The organism is Escherichia sp. MOD1-EC5189 (assembly GCF_002966045.1).
Classification (GTDB): domain Bacteria; phylum Pseudomonadota; class Gammaproteobacteria; order Enterobacterales; family Enterobacteriaceae; genus Escherichia; species Escherichia coli_F.
In genome coordinates, this window is sequence record NZ_PTRX01000032.1 from 20,811 (window position 1) to 33,329 (window position 12,519).

11 protein-coding genes and 1 riboswitch are annotated in these 12,519 nt (G+C 51.6%); of the genes, 4 read left to right on the plus strand and 7 right to left on the minus strand.

What is annotated here, in order from left to right:
* Positions 1-87 precede the first annotated feature (87 nt).
* Both malF and malG read left to right on the plus strand, forming a co-directional pair.
* Entirely contained in the window at positions 88-1,632 is a 1,545-nt protein-coding gene (gene malF, locus ATB02_RS21380) for a maltose ABC transporter permease MalF (protein ID WP_001353545.1), read from the plus strand.
* A 14-nt stretch (positions 1,633-1,646) separates the two neighbouring features.
* Positions 1,647-2,537 (plus strand): maltose ABC transporter permease MalG, encoded by an 891-nt coding sequence (gene malG / locus ATB02_RS21385; RefSeq protein ID WP_001252058.1) that lies wholly within the window; start codon positions 1,647-1,649, stop codon positions 2,535-2,537.
* A gap of 93 nt (positions 2,538-2,630) precedes the next feature.
* Here the strand turns inward: malG and psiE are convergent, their stop codons facing one another.
* The 6 genes from psiE to pgi all read right to left on the minus strand — a co-directional run bounded on the left by psiE (position 2,631) and on the right by pgi (position 9,149).
* Positions 2,631-3,041 (minus strand): phosphate-starvation-inducible protein PsiE, encoded by a 411-nt coding sequence (gene psiE, locus ATB02_RS21390; RefSeq protein ID WP_000202899.1) that lies wholly within the window; start codon positions 3,039-3,041, stop codon positions 2,631-2,633.
* A 120-nt stretch (positions 3,042-3,161) separates the two neighbouring features.
* Positions 3,162-5,258 carry a YjbH domain-containing protein gene (locus ATB02_RS21395; RefSeq protein WP_105272193.1) on the minus strand — a complete coding sequence of 699 codons (2,097 nt, stop codon included), beginning with the start codon at positions 5,256-5,258 and terminating at the stop codon, positions 3,162-3,164.
* Entirely contained in the window at positions 5,258-5,995 is a 738-nt protein-coding gene (locus tag ATB02_RS21400) for a capsule biosynthesis GfcC family protein (protein ID WP_105272194.1), read from the minus strand. Before ATB02_RS21400 ends, ATB02_RS21395 begins: the two co-directional genes overlap by 1 nt.
* Entirely contained in the window at positions 5,992-6,630 is a 639-nt protein-coding gene (locus tag ATB02_RS21405) for a YjbF family lipoprotein (protein ID WP_105272195.1), read from the minus strand. Before ATB02_RS21405 ends, ATB02_RS21400 begins: the two co-directional genes overlap by 4 nt.
* A gap of 114 nt (positions 6,631-6,744) precedes the next feature.
* Complete coding sequence (gene yjbE / locus ATB02_RS21410) at positions 6,745-6,987, minus strand: exopolysaccharide production protein YjbE (RefSeq protein WP_000757333.1); 243 nt, start codon at positions 6,985-6,987, stop codon at positions 6,745-6,747.
* Positions 6,988-7,499: 512 nt separating this feature from the next.
* Positions 7,500-9,149, minus strand: a complete 1,650-nt coding sequence (gene pgi / locus ATB02_RS21415; RefSeq protein ID WP_000789986.1) for a glucose-6-phosphate isomerase — start codon at positions 9,147-9,149, stop codon at positions 7,500-7,502.
* Between the two features lie 236 nt (positions 9,150-9,385).
* Positions 9,386-9,582: riboswitch (Lysine riboswitch) on the plus strand.
* A 91-nt stretch (positions 9,583-9,673) separates the two neighbouring features.
* Between pgi and lysC the strand changes: the two genes are divergently transcribed.
* Positions 9,674-11,023 carry a lysine-sensitive aspartokinase 3 gene (gene lysC, locus ATB02_RS21425; protein WP_001290326.1) on the plus strand — a complete coding sequence of 450 codons (1,350 nt, stop codon included), beginning with the start codon at positions 9,674-9,676 and terminating at the stop codon, positions 11,021-11,023.
* 251 nt (positions 11,024-11,274) lie between these two features.
* Positions 11,275-11,547, plus strand: a complete 273-nt coding sequence (locus tag ATB02_RS21430; RefSeq protein ID WP_001207638.1) for a DUF3811 domain-containing protein — start codon at positions 11,275-11,277, stop codon at positions 11,545-11,547.
* Here ATB02_RS21430 and rluF read toward each other — a convergent pair whose 3' ends face one another.
* Positions 11,548-12,420 carry a 23S rRNA pseudouridine(2604) synthase RluF gene (rluF, locus tag ATB02_RS21435; RefSeq protein WP_032185666.1) on the minus strand — a complete coding sequence of 291 codons (873 nt, stop codon included), beginning with the start codon at positions 12,418-12,420 and terminating at the stop codon, positions 11,548-11,550. It lies immediately after the preceding gene.
* Positions 12,421-12,519 lie beyond the last annotated feature (99 nt).

Genomic DNA, 12,519 nt, shown 5'->3' on the forward strand with positions numbered 1-12,519 from the left:
CTGATAAGACGCGTCAGCGTCGCATCAGGCAGTTGTTGTCGGATAAGGCGTAAATGCTTTATCTGTCCTGGAATGAGGAAGAACCCCATGGATGTCATTAAAAAGAAACATTGGTGGCAAAGCGACGCGCTGAAATGGTCAGTGTTAGGTCTGCTCGGCCTGCTGGTGGGTTACCTTGTTGTTTTAATGTACGCACAAGGGGAATACCTGTTCGCCATTACCACGCTGATATTGAGTTCAGCGGGGCTCTATATTTTCGCCAATCGTAAAGCCTACGCCTGGCGCTATGTCTATCCGGGAATGGCTGGGATGGGGCTATTCGTCCTTTTCCCTCTAGTCTGCACCATCGCCATTGCCTTCACCAACTACAGCAGCACTAACCAGCTGACTTTTGAACGTGCGCAGGAAGTGTTGTTAGATCGCTCCTGGCAAGCAGGCAAAACCTATAACTTTGGTCTTTACCCGGCGGGCGATGAGTGGCAACTGGCGCTCAGCGACGGCGAAACTGGCAAAAATTACCTCTCCGACGCGTTTAAATTTGGCGGCGAGCAAAAACTGCAACTAAAAGAAACAGCCGCCCAGCCTGAAGGCGAGCGCGCGAATCTGCGTGTGATTACCCAGAATCGTCAGGCGCTGAGTGACATTACTGCCATTCTGCCGGATGGTAACAAAGTGATGATGAGCTCCCTGCGCCAGTTTTCTGGCACGCAGCCGCTCTACACACTCGACGGTGACGGCACGCTGACGAATAACCAGAGCGGTGTGAAATATCGGCCGAATAACCAAATTGGTTTTTACCAGTCCATTACCGCCGACGGCAACTGGGGCGATGAAAAGTTAAGCCCCGGTTACACCGTGACCACCGGCTGGAAAAACTTTACCCGCGTCTTCACCGACGAAGGCATTCAGAAACCGTTCCTCGCCATTTTCGTCTGGACCGTGGTGTTCTCGCTAATCACCGTCTTTTTAACAGTGGCGGTCGGCATGGTTCTGGCGTGTCTGGTGCAGTGGGAAGCGTTGCGCGGCAAAGCGGTCTATCGTGTCCTGCTGATTCTGCCCTACGCGGTGCCATCGTTTATTTCAATCTTGATTTTCAAAGGGTTGTTTAACCAGAGCTTCGGTGAAATCAACATGATGTTGAGCGCGCTATTTGGCGTGAAGCCTGCCTGGTTTAGCGATCCAACCACTGCCCGCACGATGCTGATTATCGTCAACACCTGGCTGGGTTATCCGTACATGATGATCCTCTGCATGGGCTTGTTGAAAGCGATTCCGGACGATCTGTATGAAGCCTCAGCAATGGATGGCGCAGGTCCATTCCAGAACTTCTTTAAAATTACGCTGCCGCTGCTGATTAAGCCGCTCACACCGCTAATGATCGCCAGCTTCGCCTTTAACTTTAACAACTTCGTGCTGATTCAACTGTTAACTAACGGCGGCCCGGATCGTCTTGGCACTACCACGCCAGCCGGTTATACCGACCTGCTCGTTAACTACACCTACCGCATCGCCTTTGAAGGCGGCGGTGGTCAGGACTTCGGTCTGGCGGCGGCAATTGCCACGCTGATCTTCCTGCTGGTGGGTGCGCTGGCGATCGTCAACCTGAAAGCCACGCGAATGAAGTTTGATTAAGGGAGATAACAAAAATGGCAATGGTCCAACCGAAATCGCAAAAAGCACGTTTGTTTATTACTCATCTGCTACTGCTACTTTTTATCGCGGCGATTATGTTCCCGCTGCTGATGGTCGTCGCTATCTCTCTGCGTCAGGGGAACTTCGCGACTGGTAGCCTGATCCCGGAACAAATCTCCTGGGATCACTGGAAACTGGCGTTAGGTTTTAGCGTTGAACAGGCTGATGGGCGCATTACGCCACCGCCGTTCCCGGTACTGCTGTGGCTGTGGAACTCAGTAAAGGTCGCCGGAATTTCCGCGATTGGCATTGTTGCGCTATCCACCACCTGCGCCTACGCTTTCGCCCGTATGCGCTTTCCTGGTAAAGCGACACTGCTGAAAGGCATGCTGATTTTCCAGATGTTCCCGGCGGTGCTTTCACTGGTAGCGTTGTATGCGTTATTTGATCGTTTGGGTGAGTACATTCCATTCATCGGCCTGAATACTCACGGCGGCGTAATCTTCGCGTACCTGGGGGGGATTGCGCTGCATGTCTGGACCATCAAAGGCTATTTCGAAACCATCGACAGTTCGCTGGAAGAAGCGGCGGCGCTGGATGGTGCAACACCGTGGCAGGCCTTCCGCCTTGTCCTGTTGCCGCTGTCAGTGCCGATTCTGGCGGTGGTGTTCATCCTGTCGTTTATCGCTGCCATTACTGAAGTTCCGGTCGCGTCGTTGTTACTGCGTGACGTAAACAGCTACACCCTGGCCGTGGGAATGCAGCAATACCTCAACCCGCAAAACTACCTGTGGGGTGACTTTGCCGCCGCTGCCGTGATGTCTGCATTACCGATCACCATCGTCTTCTTGCTGGCTCAACGCTGGCTGGTCAACGGACTGACGGCAGGTGGTGTGAAAGGTTAAAGATGTTGTTCTGCCAATGTTATGCCGCTACACCCTCAACTTACGTTATCCCAACTTGTGACTGTTATTCGGCGCTCTATGGAGCGCCTTTTTTTACTCCCGCTTCAGCCGTTTCGAATTACACAGCCATAAGGTGATCACCAGTAGCAGGATCGCTGCCGAGTAGATCAACACATCCAGTGGTGATTTATGATCGACGATGATCAAGCGCACAATGGCGGTGATCCCGATATAGACAAAGTAACGCAAGGGAAAGTGAAAACCGGACTGAAAGTACTTCACAATCAACGCGATAAATTCGAAATAGAGAAAGTAAACCACCAGCCCTTCCACCAGCTCATATTTGCTGGCTTGTTCTGGCGCGAACAGCACATCAGCCAGATGCACCGTTTCTTTGCCGAGGAAGACAACCAAAATCAGGCCGAGGCACAACAGGCCAAGATTGAGTACGGTCTGCAAAATGGTGGAGATAAACTCCACGCGCGGACGAGAGAGTGACGTCATAGCAGTACCTCCATCACAGTGGCGAACTTCCTGTATAACGCAAAAATGTGACGGAGATCTATATTTTTTGTGTATGTTTTGTTCAACGCCGAATACGATTCCTGTATTCGGCGCTGCTTGTTAGCGGAAATTGACGCTTCGGTCGCTGGTCATGTCGTACAACTGGAACTTACGCCCAAGTTGCTGACCACCGTCACGCGTCAGCGGCGTCCAGCCAATTGCTGCACGGCTACGAGTCGGGCCAGACGAGAAGAGATCCAACGGTACAGAGACATACACGCCTTTGGTGAAGTCCCCTTCGCCGTACTCCTCTTTCGAAACATTCGTGATCGTGGCATACCCCCCCACTACCACGCCGCTGTCAAAGCGTTTGGCGATTTCCAGCGTGCCGCCTTTATCCCCTGCCAGATACTGCCCGACGCTGGCTTTCACTAATACATCCTGAGCGAAAGATGGCGTCCAGTAGGCGGTCAGATGTCCGGTTTTCACGCTGTAATCGGTGAATTTCATCATATCTTTCGCGCTACGCCAGTCGCGCTGTTTAACGTAGTTAGCATCCAGACCAAACGCCCAGTTGCTATCCAGCGGGCGATACAACACCTCTGCCCCCGCGCCGCCAAACATGGTTTCGAGATAACCACCGTAGACCTGACCGTAGAAGCCGTTGCCCAGATGCTGGAAGTAGTTGGCTTGCAGGTTATTCACATAGACATCATTCTGCACATACTCACGCACATGGGTACGAACGCGCGGTAAGTGCGAATCCTGCGGTGGATTGGTGTAATTAAACTTGTCGTAATTGTTCGCCAGGTTAGCAAACAGACTACCGGTGGTCAGCAGATGGTCCGTCAGCCACAAATCCGCCGTTCCCATCACGCCCAGCTGGTACATGTAAAAGTTTTCCGGGCCACCGACCGACTGGTTCAGCACCGGATCGATATGGAAATCAAAGCGTGATTTGTCTATATACCAGCCCTGCTCGGTGGACGCAGGAACTACCGGCTCGACGCGTTTTTGCGCCAGCGTCGTTTCGTGGCCCAACGGCTCTCCGGCAAGATGATTTTTCAGGCTGGCTACATCGGTTTCCGTCGTCACCTGCGGCATGTTAAGGCGATTTTCTGTAATGCGGATCGTCTTGATCCCATCCGGCAGATCGTTCATCACGATCCGATTAGCACGGATGATCCCTTCACGCGAATCACGATATTTCACCTGCTCACCGGTGACGTACAGCGTATCGCCTTTCGTCTGGATCTGCGGATCGGCCAGTCCGGCGTTGTATTTCAACAGCGTTAACTGATTCGCCACCACCGAATGCTGCAAAATGGCATCCTGCGGCTGCGGTTGATATTGCGCACGGGCGTTATCATTGTAGGACGGGCGTAGATCGTTAAAGTTGGTACGCAGCGTGACGCCAAACATAAAGGTGTTACCGCGTTCATAGCTAAGGTTAACGTCGGCCCAATCGGTAACGCGATAAATCGCCCCGACGTTAAACTTACTTTTTTGCTCCAGCTTCCCGGCAAAATCCTGCTGATAATTATTGCCTTCATACTCCAGTTTCAGACGCAGCGGCTGCCAGGGCGTCTGATATTCCACACCGCCAAACAGTGAGGCCGGGCCGTGGAACATCTGGCTGCCATCGATAGATCCCGCTTGTTTGTAGCTATTATCGCGATAGCAATATTTGTCACTGGCTGAACAGAGCGGATTTTTCACGTTACCGCTGGTGCCCAGATATCCCCAGCCCAGGCCGAGCGTAAAATCGAATGGCCCCCAGGCTTTGTTGGCGACAAGATATTCCGCATCGAACAGCCCCGTACCGCCGATATCCCGCGCACCAACCGCCACCTGTGGCAGCCAGTAACTCTCTTCCCATAAACGCAGTTTGAGATCGAAGGCTTTATCTTTATACGTTTGATCACCAGAGAACGCTTCGACGCTGCTGTACTGCCGAGTGCGCACATCGGTATAACGCAGCGTTGTTTCCAACCACGGGAAGAGTTGCACCGAAGCAGAGTAATAACGGTACTGATCGTTATCGCGATAGTTCAGACTCAACTCCCCTTCCCGCGCCATGCGCGCAGTAGGTGTTTGTAATAATCCTACGCCACCGAAATCCGATTGCGACGGACCAATGGGCGCAGGATATGTTTCGCCGTAGCAAGCCGTGCTAATGCCCAGCGCCAGTAAACTAAGCAGATGTCTTTTTTTCATTATTGCGGTATCCGCTGCGTCAGAGTCTGAAGAATGTCAGCGTTAAGGGCATCAGGCGTCTCACTCCAGACGGAGTCCGCGAGGCCAACATAAATAATGCTGCCGGGCATCGGCTCTACGTGACGCTTGTTCCAGTAAGCCACCGGAGCTTTTTGCGTGCGTCCATCCGGATAAACGACCCACGCGTAGCTGCGATCCGCACCGCTGAGCAGGCTCTGGTCAGAGAGATAGCTCGCCACGTCGCGACCGGGAGTGAATGGCTGATTGCCAGGACGGCCGATAAGCCCGAATAACGTGACCGTGGACGGTGGTGGTCCGACCCACAGCGTGTAGTTGCCCTGCAACGGCGGGTTACCGCGTTCGGCAACGCGCACGATATCAGGATCAAGATTGATTTTTTGTCTGCCCGTCACCTTCAACGCCTGAATTTGCTGGCGTAAGGCGTTAATGGCGGCGGCATCGTCGGTGCTGGATTCTGAGGCCAGGTCTGCCAGCCTTGTCAGCAACGCCTGCTGCTGCCGTAATGCCGCCGCCGTTGCCAGCTCTTCGCTAATCACCGCTCCGGGCCACCAACTGTTTGCGAGCCGCGGTTGGCCTACCAGATCGATTAAATGCTCTGCGCCCGTTAGCGTTTTGGCCTCATTGCTGCCATTGCTGAACACTTTGACGGTGCCTGCCGCAAAGACCGATGACGCTCCCACGCTCATAATCAACGCAGCAATAGTTTGTTTAATCATTGTTTTGCCGCCTTGATGAGAGTGGTTTTCACCGGGAAATAATCCGCGCCGAGATACTGTTCCGACTGGCGAATTTGCCCTTCGCTGTCGATCCAATAGCGGTTATGCCAGCGCGCCTGGTCGGTGGAGACTTCTTCGTCCAGCACACGAACCGGAGTTTCAACGCTACCGACTTTGACGGTATCGGTACCATCCCATTTGAAAACCGAGCGTGCGGTGGCGTAGCGCACCTGCTGGTACTCGGTCCAGCCCATCGTGCGCGTCCAGGTTGCGCCATCAACAATTTGTGCGGGTTTAATCAGCGGGTCGGCGGCAAGGTTATTCACTTCAATCAGGTTGTCGCCGCCAAGCAAAGTCTTCACCAGACGACCATGTTGTGTGACGAGAGTGGCTTGATCCTGAGTAACCCATTTTTGTTGTCCGTCTTCAGCGAAGGCCAGCACCACAAACAACTGCGGCCCGCCATTAAGCTGCATGTACTGGCTGGCGTAGGGCATATTTTGAATATCATCGTCCGTCAGCTGTACGCCTGGCGTACCGAACAGACTGTCCCACAGTGAATTGCCCAGCTCTTTAGTCGTGGCTGAACAGGCCTGTAATAGCAGGCAGATAAGAATGAGTGCAGGTCGCTTCACGACTCTTCTCCAGAGGGGCAGAATAACCACACCGGAGTGTGGTTATGGTTAATCCCCGTCATACTTCAAGCCACAGATGCGATGACTCGAATTATTTTAGGGATACATACTTTATTACTGGGTACTGGTGGTCGTGGTTGTGGTGGTCCCGGTATTAGAACCATCACCGCCACCGGTTGCCGCGAGCGCGACACCCACCGCCGAGCTTACGGTGCTGACGCTGGTCGCGGAGGAACTACCCGCCGAAACCGACGTTGCTGCCGACCCTGCCGCTTCGCCCACCTGTACAGGTGCAGCCCACGCAGAAGTCGCCGCAAGCGCAGATATGGCAAAAATGCCATACAGAACTTTTTTCATAACAATTTCCCTTCATTGAATGAATGGAGATTTACCCAAAAACATTTCGGGCGGGATCGAGTATACACAACTAAAGCATGCGAATTACGGCGTGGGGAATTAGTGATGGGGTTTTAAGATAATTGGAATGAATATCAAATATAAGTTTCAACTTATATATAAATAATATTTAAAATCAAAAATTTAAAACAAAATCAAAAATAATTAACCTACGTATTTTCCGAAATCAATCATGATTAAAAATCTATTTTAGGATTAACCTCACGGTATGATTTTCGTTAAATCACAGACAAGGGGATTTATCTGATAAAACAATGCCGACTTATAGTCGGCATTGTTATTAAGGTTATTTAATTAACCGTGCTATGCATTAATTGCCGAATACGATGTACATATCGGCATCGATCTGTAGGCCTGATAAGACGCGTAAAGCGTCGCATCAGGCACCAGTTGCCGGATGCGGCGTAAACGCCTTATCCGGCCTACATAGCGGCATCAGGCATGAACGATGATTAACCGCGCCACGCTTTATAGCGGTTAATCAGACCATTGGTCGAGCTATCGTGGCTGCTGATTTCTTTGTCATCTTTCAGCTCTGGCAGAATACGGTTCGCCAGCTGTTTACCCAGCTCCACGCCCCACTGGTCGAAGGTGAAGATGTTCAGGATCACGCCCTGAGTAAAGATTTTGTGCTCATACAGCGCAATCAACGCACCCAGGCTGAACGGAGTGATTTCGCGCAGCAGGATAGAGTTGGTTGGGCGGTTACCTTCGAACACTTTGAACGGTACCACGTAGTCAAGCGTTGCCGGATCTTTACCCTGATCGCGATATTCCTGCTCAACCACTTCGCGGGATTTACCAAACGCCAGCGCTTCGGTCTGAGCGAAGAAGTTAGACAGCAGTTTCTGGTGATGATCAGAGAGCGGGTTGTGGGTGATAGCCGGGGCGATGAAATCGCATGGCACCATCTTCGTACCCTGGTGGATCAGCTGGTAGAACGCGTGCTGACCGTTAGTACCAGGTTCACCCCAGATAATCGGGCCAGTCTGGTAATCCACAACGTTACCGTTACGGTCTACATACTTACCGTTGGACTCCATATTGCCCTGCTGGAAGTACGCTGCGAAACGGTGCATATACTGGTCGTACGGCAGAATCGCTTCAGTTTCCGCGCCAAAGAAATTGTTGTACCAGATGCCGATCAGCGCCAGCAGTACAGGCAGGTTTTTCTCTGCAGGTGTGGTGGAGAAATGCTTGTCCATCGCGTGTGCGCCGGAAAGCAGTTCAACGAAGTTATCAAAGCCGATGGAGAGAACAATCGACAAGCCAATCGCTGACCATAAAGAGTAACGACCGCCGACCCAGTCCCAGAACTCGAACATGTTGGCGGTATCAATACCAAACTCACCAACGGCTTTGGCATTGGTTGAGAGCGCCGCAAAGTGTTTCGCAACGTGTTTCTCATCACCTGCCGCTTTCAGGAACCAGTCACGCGCGCTATGGGCGTTGGTCATAGTTTCCTGAGTGGTGAAGGTTTTAGATGCTACCAGGAACAGCGTGGTTTCCGGGTTTACTTTTTTCAGCACTTCCGCGATGTGAGTTCCATCGACGTTAGAAACAAAGTGCATGTTCAGGTGATTTTTGTACGGACGCAGTGCTTCGGTCACCATATACGGGCCGAGGTCAGAACCGCCGATACCGATGTTCACCACGTCGGTGATTGCTTTGCCGGTATAACCTTTCCATTCACCAGAAATAATCGCTTCCGAGAAGGTTTTCATCTTCTCCAGCACCGCGTTGACTTCCGGCATGACATCTTTGCCATCAACCAGAATCGGGGTATTGCTACGGTTACGCAACGCTACGTGCAGTACGGCACGGTTTTCGGTGCGGTTAATCTTCTCGCCAGAGAACATCGACTTAATCGCGCCAGCCAAATCACACTCTTTCGCCAGATCCTGTAATTTCGCCAGCGTCTCTTCAGTGATGCGGTTTTTGGAGTAATCCACCAGCATCTGATCGTCGAAGGTTGCGGAGAACTTAGAAAAACGATCGCCGTCTTTAGCAAAAAGATCGGCGATCGTAACGTCTTTCATTTCATCGAAGTGTTTCTGTAGTGCCTGCCAGGCCGCGGTCTGCGTTGGATTGATGTTTTTCATTAGCAATACTCTTCTGATTTTGAGAATTGTGACTTTGGAAGATTGTAGCGCCAGTCACAGAAAAATGTGATGGTTTTAGTGCCGTTAGCGTAATGTTGAGTGTAAACCCTTAGCGCAGTGAAGCATTTATTAGCTGAACTACTGACCGCCAGGAGTGGATGAAAAATCCGCATGACCCCATCGTTGACAACCGCCCCGCTCACCCTTTATTTATAAATGTACTACCTGCGCTAGCGCAGGCCAGAAGAGGCGCGTTGCCCAAGTAACGGTGTTGGAGGAGCCAGTCCTGTGATAACACCTGAGGGGGTGCATCGCCGAGGTGATTGAACGGCTGGCCACGTTCATCATCGGCTACAGGGGCTGAATCCCCTGGGTTGTCACCAGAAGCGTTCGCAGTCGGGCGTTTCGCAAGTGGTGGAGCACTTCTGGGTGAAAATAGTAGCGAAGTATCGCTCTGCGCCCACCCGTCTTCCGCTCTTCCCTTGTGCCAAGGCTGAAAATGGATCCCCTGACACGAGGTAGTTATGTCTGAAATTGTTGTCTCCAAATTTGGCGGTACCAGCGTAGCTGATTTTGACGCGATGAACCGCAGTGCTGATATTGTGCTTTCTGATGCCAACGTACGTTTAGTTGTCCTCTCGGCTTCTGCTGGTATCACTAATCTGCTGGTCGCTTTAGCTGAAGGACTGGAACCTGGCGAGCGATTCGAAAAACTCGACGCAATCCGCAATATCCAGTTTGCCATTCTGGAACGTCTGCGTTACCCGAACGTTATCCGTGAAGAGATTGAACGTCTGCTGGAGAACATTACTGTTCTGGCAGAAGCGGCGGCGCTGGCAACGTCTCCGGCGCTGACAGATGAACTGGTCAGCCACGGCGAGCTGATGTCGACCCTGCTGTTCGTGGAGATCCTGCGCGAACGCGATGTTCAGGCACAGTGGTTTGATGTACGTAAAGTGATGCGTACCAATGACCGATTTGGTCGTGCAGAGCCAGATGTAGCCGCGCTGGCGGAACTGGCTGCGCTGCAGCTGCTCCCGCGCCTCAATGAAGGCTTAGTGATCACCCAAGGATTTATCGGCAGCGAAAGTAAAGGCCGTACAACGACGCTTGGCCGTGGAGGCAGCGATTATACGGCAGCCTTGCTGGCGGAGGCTTTACACGCTTCTCGTGTTGATATCTGGACCGATGTCCCAGGCATCTACACCACCGATCCACGCGTGGTCACCGCAGCAAAACGTATTGATGAAATCGCGTTTGCCGAAGCGGCAGAGATGGCAACTTTTGGTGCAAAAGTACTGCATCCGGCAACATTGCTACCCGCAGTACGCAGCGATATTCCGGTGTTTGTCGGCTCCAGTAAAGACCCACGCGCAGGTGGTACGCTGGTGTGCAATAAAACTGAAAATCCGCCGCTGTTCCGCGCCCTGGCGCTTCGTCGTAATCAGACTCTGCTCACTTTGCACAGCCTGAATATGCTGCATTCTCGCGGTTTCCTCGCGGAAGTTTTTGGCATTCTCGCGCGGCATAATATCTCGGTGGATTTAATCACCACATCAGAAGTGAGCGTGGCATTAACCCTTGATACCACCGGTTCAACCTCCACTGGCGATACATTGCTGACGCAATCTCTGCTGATGGAGCTTTCCGCACTGTGCCGGGTAGAAGTGGAAGAAGGCCTGGCGCTGGTCGCGTTGATTGGCAATGACCTGTCAAAAGCCTGCGGCGTAGGCAAAGAGGTATTTGGCGTACTGGAACCGTTTAACATCCGCATGATTTGCTACGGCGCATCCAGCCATAACCTGTGCTTCCTGGTGCCCGGCGAAGATGCCGAGCAGGTGGTGCAGAAGCTGCATTTTAATTTGTTTGAGTAAACACAGTATGGTCCGAAAGACATTATTTCGGGCCGTATGTTTTTCTTGTCATTATGCCCATCAATAAACGAGTCTATTCCCTGTTAACCAGCATCTTTATCTAAGAATAATTACCTTTAATTTTTTATCTGCATCTCTAGCTAATTATCGAGAGAGATAAATATTTAAGAGAAGGCAAAATGAATATTATCAGTTCTGCTCGCAAAGGAATTCCCGTACACTGAACTCTCCGGCTCACTGAGGGCACCATCATGGCACTCCCCCGTATTACCCAAAAAGAGATGACTGAACGCGAGCAGCGTGAACTTAAAACACTGCTGGATCGGGCGCGTATTGCGCATGGTCGCGTGCTGACCAACTCGGAAACTAACAGCATTAAGAAAGAGTACATCGATAAATTAATGGTTGAGCGTGAGGCTGAAGCAAAAAAAGCCCGCCAGTTGAAGAAAAAGCAGGCTTATAAACCCGATCCCGAAGCATCGTTTAGCTGGTCGGCAAATACGTCAACGCGCGGCAGGCGCTGATTAGCGCCCCTTCTTTTTGCGCCCCGGCGAGGTGAAACGTTTACCGTTGGACGTCGGGCGACCGCCTTTTTCTGATGTTTTTTCCATCTTCACCACCGGGCGTTTAATGCCCGCCGTTTTCGGTTTGGCCTTCGCTTTGGGTTTTACCTCAGAAGTGGAATTCTCAATTAATTTAAAGAGATCAATTAGCTCATCGTCGGTTAAATCGCGCCACTCACCCAGCGGAATGCCGCTTAAACTGACGTTCATAATGCGCGTACGCTCCAGCTTTTTCACTTCGTAACCAAAGTGCTCGCACATGCGACGGATCTGACGGTTCAGTCCCTGCACCAGGGTAATGCGAAAAACAAACGGCGCTTCTTTTTTGACTTTGCACTTTTTCGTCACCGTCCCGAGGATCGGCACCCCCGCCCCCATACCACGAATAAATTCATCGGTAATCGGTTTATCGACCGTAACCAGATACTCTTTCTCATGATCGTTACCCGCACGGAGGATCTTATTCACCAGGTCGCCGTGATTGGTGAGGAAAATCAGCCCCTGGGAATCTTTATCCAGGCGGCCAATCGGGAACACGCGTTTGCTGTGGTTAACAAAATCGACAATGTTATCGCGCTCGCCATCTTCGGTGGTGCTGACAATACCGACGGGCTTGTTCAGGGCGATAAGTACCAAATCTTCGGCTTCCCGAGGCTCAATCAACTGACCATTTACTTTCACAACGTCGCCGGGTTTCACCTGATCGCCAATGGTGGCTCGCTTGCCATTAAGGAACACATTGCCTTGCTCGATATAGCGATCCGCTTCGCGGCGTGAGCAAATTCCGCTTTCGCTGATGTATTTATTTAAACGGACTGATGAGTCGGGCAGCATAAATTCTCCTGTAAAAAACGGAATATACCGTACCTTTGGGTTGATAAAAAATAGTCATGAGCGAACTATTTGTTATTTCCATTGGCTTGAATTCGTTAC

Excerpts from the sequence above, each read along its gene's own strand:
- malF (WP_001353545.1), top strand. The coding sequence starts at position 88 with ATGGATGTCATTAAAAAGAAACATTGGTGGCAAAGCGACGCGCTGAAA.
- malG (WP_001252058.1), top strand. The coding sequence starts at position 1,647 with ATGGCAATGGTCCAACCGAAATCGCAAAAAGCACGTTTGTTTATTACT.
- psiE (WP_000202899.1), bottom strand. The coding sequence starts at position 3,041 with ATGACGTCACTCTCTCGTCCGCGCGTGGAGTTTATCTCCACCATTTTG.
- ATB02_RS21395 (WP_105272193.1), bottom strand. The coding sequence starts at position 5,258 with ATGAAAAAAAGACATCTGCTTAGTTTACTGGCGCTGGGCATTAGCACG.
- ATB02_RS21400 (WP_105272194.1), bottom strand. The coding sequence starts at position 5,995 with ATGATTAAACAAACTATTGCTGCGTTGATTATGAGCGTGGGAGCGTCA.
- yjbE (WP_000757333.1), bottom strand. The coding sequence starts at position 6,987 with ATGAAAAAAGTTCTGTATGGCATTTTTGCCATATCTGCGCTTGCGGCG.
- pgi (WP_000789986.1), bottom strand. The coding sequence starts at position 9,149 with ATGAAAAACATCAATCCAACGCAGACCGCGGCCTGGCAGGCACTACAG.
- lysC (WP_001290326.1), top strand. The coding sequence starts at position 9,674 with ATGTCTGAAATTGTTGTCTCCAAATTTGGCGGTACCAGCGTAGCTGAT.
- ATB02_RS21430 (WP_001207638.1), top strand. The coding sequence starts at position 11,275 with ATGGCACTCCCCCGTATTACCCAAAAAGAGATGACTGAACGCGAGCAG.
- rluF (WP_032185666.1), bottom strand. The coding sequence starts at position 12,420 with ATGCTGCCCGACTCATCAGTCCGTTTAAATAAATACATCAGCGAAAGC.